At 45.3% G+C, this 16,476-nt stretch carries 15 protein-coding genes and 1 pseudogene; 6 read left to right on the top strand and 10 right to left on the bottom strand.

Features of this window, described 5'->3' with window-relative positions; genetic code table 11:
- Positions 1–201: 201 nt before the first annotated feature.
- Positions 202–1,116, bottom strand: coding sequence for a DMT family transporter (locus J3998_RS06160; protein ID WP_243750617.1), 915 nt, complete (start codon positions 1,114–1,116; stop codon positions 202–204).
- A gap of 48 nt (positions 1,117–1,164) precedes the next feature.
- Positions 1,165–2,310, bottom strand: a complete 1,146-nt coding sequence (locus J3998_RS06155; RefSeq protein WP_208148600.1) for a glycosyltransferase — start codon at positions 2,308–2,310, stop codon at positions 1,165–1,167.
- A 240-nt stretch (positions 2,311–2,550) separates the two neighbouring features.
- Between J3998_RS06155 and J3998_RS06150 the strand changes: the two genes are divergently transcribed.
- The gene (locus tag J3998_RS06150; protein WP_208148599.1) at positions 2,551–3,957 is read left to right on the top strand and encodes an esterase-like activity of phytase family protein; all 1,407 of its coding nucleotides are present in this window, start codon (positions 2,551–2,553) and stop codon (positions 3,955–3,957) included.
- A gap of 61 nt (positions 3,958–4,018) precedes the next feature.
- Here J3998_RS06150 and J3998_RS06145 read toward each other — a convergent pair whose 3' ends face one another.
- From J3998_RS06145 to J3998_RS06120, 6 genes are all read right to left on the bottom strand, one after another.
- A complete protein-coding gene (locus J3998_RS06145; RefSeq protein WP_208148598.1) occupies positions 4,019–4,858 on the bottom strand; it encodes an alpha/beta hydrolase in 840 nt (279 codons plus the stop codon).
- Positions 4,859–4,876: 18 nt separating this feature from the next.
- On the bottom strand, positions 4,877–5,350 hold the full coding sequence (locus J3998_RS06140; RefSeq protein ID WP_208148597.1) for a CopD family protein: 474 nt from the start codon (positions 5,348–5,350) through the stop codon (positions 4,877–4,879).
- An 80-nt stretch (positions 5,351–5,430) separates the two neighbouring features.
- The gene (locus J3998_RS06135; RefSeq protein WP_208148596.1) at positions 5,431–6,279 is read right to left on the bottom strand and encodes a sulfurtransferase; all 849 of its coding nucleotides are present in this window, start codon (positions 6,277–6,279) and stop codon (positions 5,431–5,433) included.
- 41 nt (positions 6,280–6,320) lie between these two features.
- Positions 6,321–7,172, bottom strand: coding sequence for an ABC transporter ATP-binding protein (locus J3998_RS06130; RefSeq protein WP_208148595.1), 852 nt, complete (start codon positions 7,170–7,172; stop codon positions 6,321–6,323).
- Between the two features lie 10 nt (positions 7,173–7,182).
- Positions 7,183–8,013, bottom strand: coding sequence for a nitrate ABC transporter permease (gene ntrB / locus J3998_RS06125; protein ID WP_243750616.1), 831 nt, complete (start codon positions 8,011–8,013; stop codon positions 7,183–7,185).
- Between the two features lie 18 nt (positions 8,014–8,031).
- Entirely contained in the window at positions 8,032–9,516 is a 1,485-nt protein-coding gene (locus J3998_RS06120; protein ID WP_208148594.1) for a CmpA/NrtA family ABC transporter substrate-binding protein, read from the bottom strand.
- A 289-nt stretch (positions 9,517–9,805) separates the two neighbouring features.
- On the opposite strand from J3998_RS06120, the gene J3998_RS06115 reads away from it, so the two are divergent.
- Positions 9,806–11,695, top strand: a complete 1,890-nt coding sequence (locus J3998_RS06115; RefSeq protein WP_208148593.1) for a sigma 54-interacting transcriptional regulator — start codon at positions 9,806–9,808, stop codon at positions 11,693–11,695.
- A 58-nt stretch (positions 11,696–11,753) separates the two neighbouring features.
- Here the strand turns inward: J3998_RS06115 and J3998_RS06110 are convergent, their stop codons facing one another.
- Together J3998_RS06110 and cynS are read right to left on the bottom strand one after the other, a co-directional pair.
- The gene (locus J3998_RS06110) at positions 11,754–12,158 is read right to left on the bottom strand and encodes a DUF302 domain-containing protein (protein ID WP_208148592.1); all 405 of its coding nucleotides are present in this window, start codon (positions 12,156–12,158) and stop codon (positions 11,754–11,756) included.
- Positions 12,159–12,239: 81 nt separating this feature from the next.
- On the bottom strand, positions 12,240–12,683 hold the full coding sequence (gene cynS / locus J3998_RS06105) for a cyanase (protein ID WP_208148591.1): 444 nt from the start codon (positions 12,681–12,683) through the stop codon (positions 12,240–12,242).
- A gap of 388 nt (positions 12,684–13,071) precedes the next feature.
- Here cynS and J3998_RS06100 point away from each other — a divergent pair, with 388 nt between their 5' ends.
- The 4 genes and pseudogenes from J3998_RS06100 to J3998_RS06090 all read left to right on the top strand — a co-directional run bounded on the left by J3998_RS06100 (position 13,072) and on the right by J3998_RS06090 (position 16,262).
- Entirely contained in the window at positions 13,072–13,617 is a 546-nt protein-coding gene (locus J3998_RS06100; RefSeq protein ID WP_208148590.1) for an OsmC family protein, read from the top strand.
- Between the two features lie 127 nt (positions 13,618–13,744).
- Positions 13,745–14,839, top strand: coding sequence for an acyl-CoA dehydrogenase family protein (locus J3998_RS06095; protein ID WP_208148589.1), 1,095 nt, complete (start codon positions 13,745–13,747; stop codon positions 14,837–14,839).
- A gap of 40 nt (positions 14,840–14,879) precedes the next feature.
- Positions 14,880–15,056: pseudogene (gene rd / locus J3998_RS13225) on the top strand (rubredoxin); the annotation flags it as partial.
- Positions 15,057–16,262, top strand: a complete 1,206-nt coding sequence (locus J3998_RS06090; protein ID WP_341829253.1) for an NAD(P)/FAD-dependent oxidoreductase — start codon at positions 15,057–15,059, stop codon at positions 16,260–16,262. It begins immediately after the preceding pseudogene.
- The last annotated feature ends 214 nt before the right edge of the window (positions 16,263–16,476 follow it).

Below are 16,476 nucleotides of genomic sequence, written 5' to 3'. Positions count from 1 at the left end.
TTTGAAGAGATAAATTCTAGGCAGCGTTTGATAAGCATAGCCTTAGCTATGGTTGAGAGCGCTAACAACGAAGTTACTCTTCAAAACCTCGCCCACAGGGGCTTTGTGAAATTTGTCTAAGCGGTGTTATCTGTTTTTGCTAGGTCTAGACATGACCGCAAACAGATGCCTTGCTTAGCCTAAATTTTACTTTGCCTGAGGTCATGTGGACTTGTTCTGCGTTTCCTTAACCGGCAATGTACGAGTTAATAAAATACTACCGAGGATTATCGGCATTGCTCCTAGCCATTGATACCAAGCAGGGGGTTGCTCTAAAAACCAATCACTCCATAGCATGGTCAATAAAGGCGTAAAAGCAAAAAACGCACTAACCGTCGTAATTGGCAGCAGGTGAATCGCTTCAATCCATAACACTTTCGACAACACTAAGATCAACACACCGACAAACAATAACGGCCAGAATTGCTCGATAACTTGCTGAAAGCTCGGCGACGGTTCAAGTAGCCACGCTAGCAATAACACAAACGGCAGAGCGATCACGGAACGCACCATCAAAATACTCTGACTAGAAAGATGCAATCGTGCCTGCTTCTGATACAGGTTTGCCAAAGGTGCCAACATCGCTGCCAGTAACGCTAAGCCATCGCCGATATTAATTTTCACTTCACCGGGAAAGACCACAACCATCGCGCCAACCATCATCAACAGTGCGCCCAGCAAGGAATACTTACCAAGCTGTTCCTCTTTTTTATGGCCTAAAAAAAGGAAACCGAATAGCACCTGCAAAAACAAAATCAGCGCGACATTAGCGGCACTGGTGTAGTGCAAGGCAAGAAACAGACAAATATATAAACCGGTGATAAAAAGACTGGTCATCAGCAAGGGTTTATAGGCTGCTCGCTTCTTTAACTCAACCCAACGCCCTTGCCCGCCCCACCAAATCAGTAAAGCAATGCTAGCAAACAGTAAACTATAGAAATAAGCATATAAAGAACCCAGTGCAGCAACGCTCACCGCTGCAAAAATCGGAAAACCGGATTCTAACAGCGTCAGCGTCATCGCATAGGTTTCGCCTTTACGATTAGCCAGTAATTTAGGACAACATAGAGATAGCAAAGCACACTTCCAACAGGAGATTTTCAGGCTATTGTAGTCAAGAGTACGCTAGTTTGTAACCAAAGCCTGTTGGTGCACCCGTTTGAAGTCCGCATAGGAATCGCGAATGTCATATTGCTGCATATGTCGTGGCGCATTTTTCTGCCATGTTTCGCGTAGCTCGGAATTTTGTAATAGCTCTTGCAATGCCGACAACCAATAGTCGTTTCGGTTGGCAGGCAACACCCGACCGGTTTGCTCAGGCACAATCAAGCTCTGTGGCCCACCGACATCACTCACCAAACAACCTAAACCGCTGGCTTGCGCTTCCATTATTACCTGACCAAGCGTATCGGTTACCGACGGGAACACAAACAAATCCGATGATGCATAGAGCTGCGAGAGCTTTTCACCGACTACCGGCCCGAGAAAATAACCGTGATGCGGACGCATTTTATCAGTCCATTTGCGATAGCGACCTTCACCCACCATCACCAAATCCGCCTCAAGCTGCGGATACTCGGCTTGCAATTGCTGCCAAAGCTCACACAAGAATGGGATATTCTTTTCAATGTTAATCCGCCCGACATACAACACCTTCAAGCGATTTGGATTGAGACCAAAGGCCTGCCAAATTTGCGGATTACGATGGTCGTGATTGAATTTCTGTTGATTGGTACCCGGATAAATCACCGCCATCTTATCAGCCGGCAACTGCAAATCATTCGCCATCACTTCGGTATAGGTCAATGAGCGTGACAGAACCTTGCGAAAAGGTCGATAGAATTTTGCCATCACCTTGTCGGTTCGGCGCTTAAAGAAATGACTGCCGGTTAAGTCATAAATATACGCTGGAAAATCGGTGTGGTAAGTGCCAATCAGAGGAAAACCCAGTTTTTCAGCCTCCAACTTCGCCAACCAACCGACCGGTCCCGGAGTGGAAATATGCACAAGATCCGGCTGTAACTCTTGCAAGGTTGCACGAATCGCTTTTCGTGACGGCCAAACCAAATCTAACTCTTGATAAAACGGCATCGCTATTCGGGTTCTGTATGGTAAATTGCGAAGATTATCCAACGACGGTAACGGCTTTTTAGTCGAGGTAATCAAGGTCAATTGCCAACCCTCGCCTATCGCCAATTCCCCCATATCCTGAATAAAGCGTGACACCCCGTTTAAATCACCCAAAGTATCGGTAAAAAGACAAACTCGCACGACCCACTCCTGCAAAAACTTTGCAAAAAGTTTAGTCAAATCCGTCCCTTAAATAGTTACAGGCTTTTGACTCTAATTGGTAAAAATGATTACAACTCTAAACCGTAATTATTGCCAAGCTTCCAAGTCCAATAAAATTGGTAGTTAGATTCACAAAACCATCTTATTTCCGTCATAAAAATTTCAGTACTACCAGTTAACTTATTGCACGAATTATTCATTTATTTAAAAGGAATTAAGATGTTTAAACGCTCGTTAATCATCGCCTCCATCTTTTCTACTAGCCTGTTAAGCGGTTGTGAAGATGACAATACCACCCTTATCGAATCCTTCCCTGCTGAAGGATCTGCACTGCCTTACAAAGTGCTGCGTAGTGATTTAATCGACCAAAACACTCAGCAAACATTTGAAGTTCGCAATGGCGGCTTTGGCTCAGCAATGACTGCTCACCCGACCGATTCAAGCATGTTCTACGCCATGACTGACCGCGGACCTAATGCTTCATTTACTGGCAATTACGGTACCGGCAAAAAATTCCCAACTCCTGACTACACTTCTCGTATTGGCCTCTTCAAACTTGGGCAGGGCGGCAGTATCAGCCTAGTTAAAGAAATTCTAATGAAACGTCCAGACGGAACGTTGATTACCGGACTTCCAAATACTTCTGACTTAGGCGGAACCGGCGAAACCCCATACAATGCAGATGGTTCGCCAATTCTGGTCGACCCAACTCAACCTTACGACGAGGCTAGCAATCCGTTGAAACTGGATGATTATGGTCTAGATGGAGAAGGCCTAGTCGCGTTAAGCGATGGAACTTTCTGGGTGTCGGATGAATATGGCCCACATATGGTGCACTTTGATGCCGACGGTGTTGAAATTGGTCGCATCAACCCTTTTGCTGACGCACGCAACACCTTCCAACTTCCAGCCGAATACGCAAATCGTCGAGCTAACCGTGGCATGGAAGGCTTAGCGATTACGCCAGATGAAACCACTCTGGTCGGGATTATGCAATCTACTATGTACAACCCAAGTAGCGCAGTGAAAAATTTGGATATCACCCGTATTGTGACGGTAAACCTTACAGACGGAACCATTGGACAATATCTCTATAAACAAGATCAAGCGCAAAACTCAAATTCAGAAATCGTTGCACTGAGCAATAACGAATTCCTTATTATCGAACGCGACGGCGCCTTCCTATTTGGTGGACCTAGCGGAGAAGCCGCAGCAGCACCGGATGCACAGAAAAACGTCTATCGCATTGACCTAAGCACCGCGACCAACCTTGAAGAAATAGCAAATTCGGCAGAATTTACCCAAGACTCTGATTTTGGTTTACTGCTCAACGGCAGCACCTTAGAAGAAGTCGTACTGAATTCAGGGTGGACCACACTAGCTGATGCCGGAATCGAACCAGCTCGTAAATCATTGGTTGTCGATATGGTTGCCGAAGTGCAATACCCACACGACAAAATGGAAGGGCTATGGGTCATTGACAATAACACCCTTGGCGTAATCAATGACGATGACTTTGCAACTTGGTCTACCGGTGGCGAACTTGAACAGAAGATGCTAGACAGTAATACCGTCGATTATAACCATCTTTATATCATCAAAGATCTGAATCTATCAGGCGAATAATTCAGACGCTCCTCTCTCAACCTATCTGATTTAATTCCCGCGCTCCGCGGGAATTTTTGTTCTATTTCAACAAACTGACAATACGTTGAAAAATCTCGCTGTCTGAATCAAAAATCAACTTACGCATATCTGCATGCGACAGATCGCCGCCCAAAGCTCTGACTTGCGCTTGATAACCATTGCGACGTAGTTTTTCGGCCAACTGAAAATTAGCTTGCACCGCATCTTGTCGTTCCGCGGTTGCATATAGATAAAAAGGTGCGACAGCACTATTAGCTTGGACTTGATAAAGCGGCGACGCTTCTCTTAGAACCTGCGGCGAATCACCAAAAGCTTTAGATTTCATTCGCTCGACTAAGCGCGCGCCGGCTCCCTCTTGCTTTTTTATTAAATCAAAGCTGGCAGTATCGACCGGCACGACGGCCTGCCACATAGCCAAAGAGAGATTTTGTGCCTGTAGATATTTTGGAGCTATGCCAACCAAGGCAACCATGTGTGCACCGGCAGAATGCCCAGACAGCAACATAGCGTTTTGATTTCCACCATAACGACCAATATTTCGATGAATCCAAGCCGAAGCGAGCGCAATATCTTCGACAAAATCTGGGAACTTATTATCCGGTGCTAAACGGTAATTGACCGATAGCAGAATAATATTCTGCTTGTTATAAGCAGTTGCATGGCGGAGTTTGACCGTACTTTTATCGCCAATATTCCATGCCCCGCCATGCACAAACACATGCACCGGAAAACCGTCGACAGGAGGATTAACATCAGGAACATAAATATCCAGTGTTTGCTTATCATCCGTACCGTAAGCAATGTCTTTAAATGTCTGAGCCGAAACCTGAACCGAAAAAAACAAAAACAACAAAATTAAGTAACGATTAAACAACACCATGTAACGCTCTCTAAGAAGCTAAAGAACCCAATATGGCCCGGAAGCGCCGATAACCGCTTCAAGAATACCAAGCGCAAGGTTAATCACGATAACAGGACGCATTTTGTCATTCAAGACTGCCCCAGCGACAGGAAACTCTTTGTTTTGCACGGCAGTTTTAAACTGTTTGTAAGCGACAAAATACAGCCACGCGAACAACACAATCATTATCCAGCCAATAATATGCATCAGGTGCATATACAGACTCGCATCCGCGATGCCACCTAAACGGCTGTACCAATCCCAATAACCGGACACCACTAAGGCCGCGATAAAAACCCAAACCCAAGGGAAGAAACGGTCAAAAACACCAAGGAACATCTGCAGTCGTTGCGGCGGCTCAAGTTGCTCGATGGCAGTCGGACGGAAGACTTTATAAACCAGAAAAATACCGCCAACCCAAAGGACAGCGGCAATCGTATGCAATGAAGTGAAAAGAACCGATTCAATCATCTATAAACCTTTTTACGGAACTAAAAACTCGGCTAAGAAGCCGAGTCATACAAAGAACAAAGACGGATTACGCCTTCGATTTAAGCAGGGAATCCTTCTTCAATTGGCAATTCAGGGTCGCGCGACCATTCATTCCAAGAGCCGAAGTACATTTTGACATTTTCAATGCCGGCTTCTTTCAATGCTACCAGAGTATTTGAAGCACGCGCACCTTTAAAGCAATATAGATAAACCGGCGTGTCTTTTTTGATACCGGCGGTCAGACACTCGGCCAAAATTTCTTCAGTTGATTTAAACAGCGGCACAATGCCTGGTTTCATCATTCGATACCACTCAATCCACACCGCACCTGGCAAACGGCCTTTACGTGGACAGAAGTCCTTACCGTATGGCGAAGAGCTTTCCGCAATCCATTCATCGACATCACGAACATCAAGTAGAACCGTATCGGTACCAAGAGCGGCCAGCACAGCATCTTTATCAATCATTAATTCGGAACCGGTATCTTTCAGAGGGAATTCCACCGCTGTCGGCGTAACGGTTTCGAGACTGACCTTATACCCTTCCGCTTTCCATGCTTGAAAACCACCATGCAGGATTTTCACCTTGTCATAACCCAGATAACTCAATAGAAAATAACCACGACAAGACTGCCCAAAACCGGTATCCATCGCATCTTCATACAACACAGCGGTTTCCGCGCCGGACAATCCGACAGCACCAAACACTTCGGCAAACTTGCCTTTCAACTCATCCAAGCCCTCTGGTGTCGAGGTCGCCAAGAAAGTAAAAATATCATGAATATTGACTGCCCCCGGAATATGCCCTTGTTCATAGGCTTCCGGTGAACGCGTATCGACAATAACGACTGGCTCACTGGCGATAAGCGATTCCAGATGCGCCGTATTGACTAAGATTGAATCAGACATAATGTCACTCCTTTTATTCAAAATAACGTTAGCACCAATAATTAACTGGCTAAATCGACTTCCACCGGCGTAGCGCTCTCTTGAGAATGCAACGGTACAGTATTTTCTTCATTGGAACGGTTGACTAAGAAATCGACCAAGTGGTTACGGATTTTGTAGTAATCCGGATGGTGGACAATATCGCTACGTTTGCGAGGACGGTCGATAGAAACCTTAACCGACTCGGCAACGCGCGCATGTGGACCGTTGGTCATCAGCAGAATACGGTCGGAAAGCAGAATCGCTTCGTCAACATCATGGGTAATCATAAAAACGGTCTGTTTGGTCTCGCCCCAGATTTTGATGAGTTCTTCTTGAATGACACCGCGCGTTAGAGCATCCAAAGCACCGAACGGTTCATCCATCAACAACAACTGTGGCTGGGTAGCGAAAGCACGCGCAATACTCACCCTTTGGCGCATACCGCCGGAAAGTTGTGACGGTTTGCGATGTTCGGCATCTTTCAAACCAACCAATTCCAAGTACTTCAAACTGTGATCGGTGACTTGCTCTTTACTCCATTTCGGCCAACGCGCCTTGACACCAAACGCTACATTCTGCAAGGCAGTACGCCATGGTAAAAGACTGTAGTTTTGGAAAACCACACCACGCTCCAAACTCGGTCCGGAAATATCCTTGCCGTGCATAAACACAAAGCCGTCCGAGGCTTCATCTAAGCCGGCAAGAATATTAAGGATGGTCGATTTCCCACAACCCGAGTGACCGATAACACAAACAAACTCACCCTTGTCGATGGTGAAATTAGCGCCTTCAAAGACCACAAACTCTTGGCCTTTTTCCTTGCCCGGATAGCTTTTCTTTAAATTTTCAATTTCGAGAAACGGATGACTCATCATCACTCCTTTATTCTTGGTACTCGACCCAACGCGCCGCATAAGCCAGCAATAAATCCAAAATCATGCCGATAACGCCAATCATAAAGATTGAGAAAATCACGCTCGACAGGTCAAGGTTATTCCACTCATTCCAGACGTAGTAACCGATACCGGTGCCACCAACCAGCATTTCCGCCGCAACGATAACCAACCAAGCAATCCCGATAGAGATGCGCATACCAGTTAAAATAGTCGGGGCTGCTGCAGGAAGAATCACTTGCAATGCGGTTTGAATCGGCGTTAGCTGATGTGTTCGAGCAACGTTAATCCAGTCCTTACGAACATTGGCGACACCAAAAGCGGTGTTAATCAACATCGGCCAGATGGAACAGATAAAGATGACGAAAATCGCCGAGACTTCGGAATCTTTAATGATAAACAGTGCCAACGGCATCCACGCTAACGGAGAAATTGGACGCAACACCTGAATGAACGGGTTCAGAGCGTTGTACATCAATGGCGACATACCAATCAAAAAACCGATGGGAATGGCAATCAAAGCGGCCAGAAAGAAGCCGACCAAAACCCGATAAATCGAGTAACCAAGCTGAATACCAATTCCTTTGTCATTTGGCCCAGCATCATAAAACGGGTCACTTAACTCTTTCCACCCCAAAGCAATTACATCCGAAGGCGGCGGCACACGTGCTTCCTGAGAAGCGCCCCCCATCAACAATTCATATTCCGTTAGCGGCTTGCTATCGGCAGGCGCTTGATTTGCGCCTTCCCAGATACCCAGTAACAGAACCAGAAGAATGATGGAAAGCAGCGTTGATTTAACTCTAAGCGAATTCAACATAGTGCTTTCCTTTTACGATTAAGAACGTTTGATGGCAAAGCTATCGATATAAGCTTCCGGCTGGGTGTAATCGAACTCTTTGCCCATAATGGTGTAATTCTCGTAGGTTTTCGCCGGTGGCTCATAACCCAACTCTTTCATAACGCGACCGGTTTCGGCTGCGGTATACACCTCTTCGGCAATCTTCTGATAATCAATATCGCCTTTGATATAACCCCAGCGCTTCATCTGCGTCAGAATCCATACACCCATCGAATGCCATGGGAACGGGTCGAAATCGATACGATCCGGCACATCCATCACACTACCCAGCCCATCCGCATAACGTCCTGTTAAGACTTGTTGCACCACCGGCACCGGCTGGTTAAGGTAGTTTTTCGGCGAAATCGCCTCGGCAATCTCTTTACGATTTTCCTGCTTAGCGGAATATTCAGTGGCATCGATAATCGAACGCAACAGTGCACCGTAAGTATTTGGATTCTGCACCGCGAACTCTTTCGAACAGGCGAAAGCACAGCATGGATGGCCTTCCCAAATGTCTTTGGTCAAGGTGTGAATAAAGCCGACTTTTTCCCAAACTGCACGCTGGTTGAATGGGTCAGGAGACAGATAACCGTCCAAGTTACCGGCACGCAGGTTAGCGACCATTTCCGGTGGCGGCACCACACGAATTTGAATATCTTTATCAGGATCAAGACCGTGCTCGGCAACATAATAGCGAAGCAGGAAGTTATGCATGGAATACTCGAACGGCACCCCGAACTTAAAACCTTTCCAATCTTTTGGATCACGCTTGTCTTTATGGTCGTTGTGCAGAACAATCGCCTGACCATTAATGTTTTCAACCGTCGGCATAATAAACGGTTTCGCAGTTGAACCCGCGCCCATCGACATCGCCAATGGCATCGGCGTCAACATATGAGAAGCATCATATTCTTTGGCGAGCGACTTATCACGTGCCACCGCCCAGCCGGCTGTTTTGATAACATCAACATCCAGACCGTTCTTCTCATAGAAACCCATCGGGTGCGCCATAATAATCGGCGTTGCGCAGGTAATCGGCACAAAACCGATATTGAGTTTTTTCTTTTCTAGCGGCCCAAGCCCCATGGTTTCTTTAATCGCCGCTTTGGCCTCTTCCATCGGGAAAACCGAGCCAAGCACCGCTGCGGTCGTACCTGCACCAATCATGCTCAAAAACGAACGTCGACTCATATCGTTGTGACCGAATACCGAACGTACAACCGCACTTTCCACCGCTCGATCAATAATCTCTTCTTGGCTCTGCAAAGCCGCTTCCGCCGGTGAAATGATTTTTTTGTGTTGCGAATAGCTTTGTTGGTCTAGTTTTTGTTGGAGTGAATGCTCTATGGATTCTTGTTTATCACGCGCACTCAAATGCGGCTGGCTTTTTTCAAGCTGGCACATCGGGCAGTCGCAATCGGATTTATGGAGCAAACTTTTGCTGGCATCGAATGGATCACTAAGGCTTTTAAACGACATTGGCATTCCCTCTTTTTTCAGGATCAAATTTTCAGGTGCTATAAGTTTTAGGAGAACTTAACAGTATGAGTAACTTCCCTAAGAGCAGAGCCCGTGCCAAACACAAACCAAATAGATAACCAAATGATTTACAAAGATTTTTCAGGTTAAACAAAACTCACTCTAAACCATGAAAACTCATAGTTTTATGATTTTTCGTTTAGCCAACTATGAAATTTAGTAGTTAATAAAAACACCAGTGAATTGAAAAACTTCGACCTATACCGGCCTAATAAAATCGGACTTTATAATGGATAATTCGGAACCTTTATTTTTCGCCAACAGCCCAGAAGCAATGTTGGTTATCGACACAAATAACGGACACATCCTGCTCGCCAATCAAAAAGCGCGCGAACTCCTGCAAGAAAACAAAAAACTACACTCAATCACAAACACCGACATAAAGCGCTTTCTAGGGAAAAATTGGTCAAACTTTGTCGTGTTCACTGAAGAAGTTCAGCACAAAGGCGAAGCTTGGAGCAACGAACTGCATCTACAGATTCAAGACCAAGAAATTCAGGTTCGCACGACCGGTAAACTAATCCAACAGCAACCACATTTGCTTATTCTCGGACTGATTCCACTACAACAGCTTAAACAACAACAAACCATTAGCGAAGCCGATTATCTGCAACGCCAAGGTCTAGCACACTGGCAAACCATCCAAACTTTTTTCCGCGAATTCGAGCAGACTAACAGCTTGATATTGAATGCGGTCGGCGAAGGGGTTTACGGCTTAGACAGCAAAGGCCTGACCACCTTCGTTAACCCAACAGCAGAAACCCTTCTCGGCTGGCGAGCCAGCGAAATGCTCGGCCAAAGCATGCATGATTTAATCCACCACAGTCACTGTGACGGCAGCCATTATCACAGTACCGAATGCCACATCTATTCAGCCCTGCACGACGGGGTTACCAAACGTGTCACCAATGAATACTTCTGGCGTAAAGACGGCTCGGCAATTCCGGTCGAATACACCAGCACACCGCTTATCGAAAACGGTGAAATTCTCGGTGCAGTTATCGTATTTCGTGACATCAGCGAGCGCAAAAAATCCGAACAGAAAGTGCAAGACGCACTTGAAGAAGTCAAACAACTCAAACAGAAACTGGAACAAGAAAATCAATATCTGATTGAAAACTACAAGCAAGAACACCACTTCAGCCAAATTATCGGTCGCAGCCACAAGGTTCACAAAATCACTCAGAAAATCGCCATGGTCAGCCATACAAACGCCAATGTACTCATTACCGGCGAATCCGGCACAGGTAAAGAACTGATTGCACAAGCTATTCACGACCACAGCGAACGCAAAGACCGCCCGATGATTCGAGTTAACTGCGCATCCATCCCTAAAGACCTTTTCGAGAGCGAATTTTTCGGACATACCAAAGGCGCCTTTACCGGCGCCATCAATGACCGCATTGGTCGTTTTGAACTGGCGGATGGCGGTACCCTTTTTTTAGACGAAGTCGGCGAGATTCCAATAGAACTTCAGAGCAAACTACTGCGTGTTTTACAGGAACAGCAATTCGAACGAATCGGAGACACCAAAACCCGCAAGGTAAATGTGCGCATAATCGCTGCTACCAACCGTGATTTACTGCATGAGATTCAACAAAAACGCTTTCGAGAAGACCTGTACTTTCGCTTAAATGTCTTCCCGATTGAATCACCACCTCTACGCGAACGCCTTGAAGATGTGCCGATACTGGCCGAACATTTCTTAACTCGCATGTGTCAAAAGCATCATAAGCCGCAACTGCAACTCAAGGTCAAACACATCCAAGCACTGCAGGCTTATCAATGGCCCGGCAATATTCGAGAATTAGTACATGTCATCGAGCGAGCGGTCATTATTTCTCAACAACAACTCAGCTTTGAACTAAACGATCTTGAACTTCAAGCCCCTCCGATTGATAGCAAACAAAATCAAGAATTTAATGAAGTACTAAGCTACCCAAAACTAAAGCAACTTGAACATGAAAACCTGCTGAAAGCTTTAAAGCTTAGTCAGGGCAAGGTGTTCGGCACAGGCAGCGCCAGTGAATCTTTACAAATCAACCCAACCACCCTGAACTCGAAATTAAAGAAATTTAAAATCAATAAATATGAATTTAAAAACTCGCTTGAAAATTAAGTAATTTTACCAAACCCACTGAAAACAAAAAACGGACTTGCAAGACCATGACGGCCAGCTAACTTAAAGCCCCTGAGAGTAGCTTCTCAATAACAAGGTTTAATGGCGGCAAATTTTCACCTGCAACATGATGGCGCTGCTTAAGGTATTCGACATCGTTATAACTTAGCCAGACTTGACCACTTTCACTCTCCCAAGCCAAAAGTTTCAACGGCAGGTCTAAACCAATCGTTTGCTCCATTTGCATATAGGGTGTTCCACCCTGCGGGCTGCCGAATAAAATCAATTCCGTCGGCCGCAATGGCATATCGATTTTAGCGGCTCCGACAGAATGATTAATACGTGCAAAAACATTCAAACCCATTCCGATAATTGTCTTCTCGATGCGATTCATCGACTCGGCAACCGAGTAATTACTTGGCACCGAGACCACGCCATTTTTAACAACTGGTTCACGACTCATATTTACCTTCTGCATAACGTAAAATGCCTGCAAATCAGCAGGCATTTTCTTGTTCAAAAACTTGTATCGATTTCTCTAAGCTTACCAAGCCTTATAAGGCAGGAACTTACCGTTCAGAGTAATCACCACACGATCACCGGCTGGATTTTCTTCTTTATCAATATCCATCGAGAAATCAATCGCACTCATAATCCCGTCACCGAATTTTTCATGGATTACTTCTTTCATTGTCGGACCATAAACGCCTACCAATTCATACAGACGGTAAATCAGTGGATCAGTTGGTACAATTTGATCCCAACTCTTATGCGGGAATGCCTGTAGCGCTGTCACCACTTCCGCGCCCAACCCTAAAAATTCAGCAACCTTTTCCGCCGGCTCTTTATCCAGGTGATTCATACCTAAACACGCTGAGGTAGTGTAAACCTCGCTCAAACCTGAAGCCACGGCGATATCCGCCCAGCCCACACTTTTTTCTGATTTAGCCAATACAATCGCTTCAGTCATTTCTACTTTAGTCATCATTAGGGACTCTCCTTAGATAAATTTTTGGATAAATTTAAACAATTTGTTAAAAGCTTTTAGTTACTTGCATAAGTTATGCCAATTTTTAACGAATTTTATAACCCATTGATTTTATTAACCTTTAAATAACACCGTCCTAACAAAACAATATCCCCCATAAAACATTGTCATACATTGTTTAACAATTTAAAAAACCATTCTTACATTTGCAAACAATTGTACGACTTTGTAACCAGGAAAAGCCCATAAAAACAACTAACACTTTGATTTTAAATGACTTTTAAAAAACTGGTATCTCTGAAGCTATATACCCAGCATATTTCAACAACGAAATATCTTCGTGATTAAAAATTTATTTAAGTAAACAGATTGTTTTAGGAGAAATAACATGTCTGAAGCTCAAGAAGTATATGTACCATCATGCCTACGTCCTATCGATAGCGACGGCCTAACGAAACTAGGTGAAGCGGGTAAAGCAGATCCAAATCAAATCAAGACGCTTAAATCGAAAACCGTGCTTGAAGGTCAGTTCAAAAACCTTAACTACATCCGTGGTCTTGACCCAATCGTTGTTGACGAACCACCAGGACTACTAGGTGAAGACACTGCGCCAAACCCTTCAGAAATGGCGCTACTTTCTTTAGGTTCATGCCTTTCAGTAGGTATCCAAGCAAACGCAACTGCGCGTGGCATCACCCTTACTAAACTAGAAGTAAACCTAGAAGCAGACATCAACATTACTGCAGTTTGGGGTACAGGCGACGTTGATCCTGAGAAAGTTCTAGGTGTGCGTGAAGTACGTGCTTTCTACGACGTTGAATCACCAGACGCAACTCGCGAACAACTAGACGATCTAGTAAAACACGCGACTAAATGGTCTCCGGTTGCTAACACTTACATCAACCCAGTACCAGTTAAAGCTGAACTAATGTAATCAGCCTCACTTGCTTGTGCCGTCAAATTGGCGGCACGGCAATTTAAGGAAGTGCCGAATACGCCTTTAATGAGCTCTGGCACAGCACATTCAGGACTTATTCGACACTTTGCTTTAGGAGAATAAAATGCTATCTCAAGTTATCGAAAAAACACTTAAACCTTTAACCCTATCAATCGACCATGGTGAATACACCACTGAAGTGCTTGCCGAATTAGGTAAAGCCGGTGCTTACACGGAAATTGCACCATCAGTCAGCGGTACAGAATTAGACCTATTCAAAACCATTCAAAATATGGCACAGGTTTCCGAAGAGTGTATGTCGACCGGCTTTATGATGTGGGCACATGTCGTGTGCTGTTGGTATATCGAAAATTCGGACAACCCTTGGTTAAAAGAGAATATTCTGCCAAAAATGATTAACGGCGAAGCTTTCGGTGCGACCAGCCTATCGAACCCGATGAAATATTTTGCCGGTATCGAACCGCTAAAACTGAGCGCTGTAGAAACCGAAGACGGTTATATCATCAATGGCTCACTGCCTTGGGTATCAAACCTAGCACCTGACTCATCCGAGCATTTTTTCGGTTCGGTTTTCCATGTGGTTGATGAAGAAGGCAATACGCTGCGCGATGTCATGGCGATTATTCCTTGTGACCTGGAAGGCTTCACTCTAAAACAACAAGTGGAATTTGTCGGCATGGAAGGTACTGGTACTTATGCCATGTTCTTTAAAGACGCCTTCTTGCCGAAAAAATATCTACTGGCCGATCCGGTTAAACCTTATCTACAGAAAATCAAAGCCGGATTTGTTCTGCTACAAACCGGTATGGCGGCCGGCGTTATTCAAGGCATGATTAATGATATGCACAAATCGAACTTATCGCTGAGTGCCATCAACCAATATCTGGATAACAAACCGGAAGAGTTACAAGAAGAACTCGACGATGCACTGGAACTGATTGAACAGCTTGCTGGCCAGATTTACACACCGGGCGATGACTTCTTCCGCACAATTTTGGAAGCCCGTCTACTAGGTGCGGAAATCACCAAACGCTCAGCAGACTCGGTAATGCAACATGCCGGCGCCAAAGGTTATATCGTCGATGCCACCGCACAACGCAAATGGCGCGAAGCTTATTTTGTGATTCTGGTTACGCCATCAATCAAACATTTACGCAAAGAAATTCAACGCCTAGAAGTTGGGCTCGAAGCGGCTTAAGCCGATTGAGAAATAACGCCGTTTCGAAAGGAGAAAGAACATGAGCCAACAAGAATATCGCAAATATATCTGTAAAGTCTGCGGACTAATCTACGACGAAGAAGAAGGTGACCCGGATTCAGGGCTAGCTCCGGGAACGCGTTTTGATGACATTCCAGACGATTGGTACTGCCCGCTATGCTTGGTCAGTAAAGCCGATTTCATCCCGCTGGAAGAGATGGCGCATGCAACTCCTGACGACGGCACTCAACCTTCGCACAAAGTCAGCAACCATGCCGACGTGATGATTATCGGTTCAGGCTACGCTGGTTGGCAAGTTGCCGAAGCCGTTCGTAAAGAACTGCCGGATGCTGAAATTACACTGATTACCGCCGACGATGGTATCGTCTATCCAAAACCTTCTTTGTCGATGGCTTTGCGTCAAGAACGCTCGGCGGAAGATTTAAAAGAATACAGCGCGGCGCAAAAATCGACTGAATTAAATATCGGTGTAAAAACCTTAACTCGCGTTATGGCGGTCAGTGAGAAGTACAAAAAGGTGCTAACTACCCGTGGCAACTTCTACTATGACAAATTGATTATCGCCACCGGTGCTAAAGCACTGAAACCGCAAATCGCCGGTTCAGTTGCGCATGAAATGGTGACCTTGAATGACTTACCAAGCTATCGAAAATTCCGCAAAACCATTGAAGAAGTCGACCACATCACCATTATCGGCGGCGGCTTGATTGGTACGGAAATGGCCGAAGATTTGGTTGCCGCAGGAAAATCCATCACCCTAATGGTTCGCGAAGAACAGTTAATGCCGGGCATGCTGCCGGAAGCAATTGCCAAAGACCTTGCCGATAAACTGATCAGCAAGGGCGTTGATATTCGCTTTGGGCAGACAGTGAACGAAATGAACGGCGCGAGCAGCGCTTATGAACTGAACTTGGACACCGGTGAACAAATCACCACTGGCTTAGTGCTGTCGGCAATCGGTATTGCACCAAATGTCGGACTGGCGAAAAAGTTAAATCTGGAAGTAAATCGCGGCATTAAAATCAACCAATACTGCCAAACGTCAAATCCAGATGTGTATGCAATCGGTGACTGTGCCGAGTCGGAAGCCGGTGTTCAAGCTTTTCTAGAGCCGATTCGCCGTCAAGCAAACACCATCGCTGCACACCTGAAAGGCAATATGGACGTAACCTTCGATGCGGTGTCGCCTTTGATTAAAACCAAAACCTCAACCCTCTCGATTATGCTCAGCTTGCCGCTTGGCGCCAACGATCAAGACGGCTGGGAATCAGAAACCGATATCGGCGAAAACCATAAACTGGTCTATAGAGATCAAGAAGACCACCTTAAAGGCTTCGCTCTCAGTGGCGAATTGGTTAACCAAGCCAATAATCTCTATAAACAGATTACCGACGCGGCTTAAAAGCAAGTTTACGCTTCACACCATTTAAAAAGGCTCAAAAGAGCCTTTTTTATTGCGCAAATTATTGTAAAGACTGCTTTTGAAATTGCCTCGAGCTAATGCCTTTCTTACTTTTAAACAGCCCCGAGAAATATTGCGGGTATTCATACCCTAGCTGATATGCCACTTAGGCGACGGTAATATTTGGTTCAAGTAACAAATCCTCAGCCTTATC

It is taken from the genome of Thiomicrorhabdus marina (assembly GCF_017571465.1).
In the GTDB taxonomy this organism is placed as follows: Bacteria; Pseudomonadota; Gammaproteobacteria; order Thiomicrospirales; family Thiomicrospiraceae; genus Thiomicrorhabdus; species Thiomicrorhabdus marina.
The sequence above is the reverse complement of the archived record's forward strand: the minus strand, read 5'-3'. Positions and strand labels throughout refer to the sequence as shown.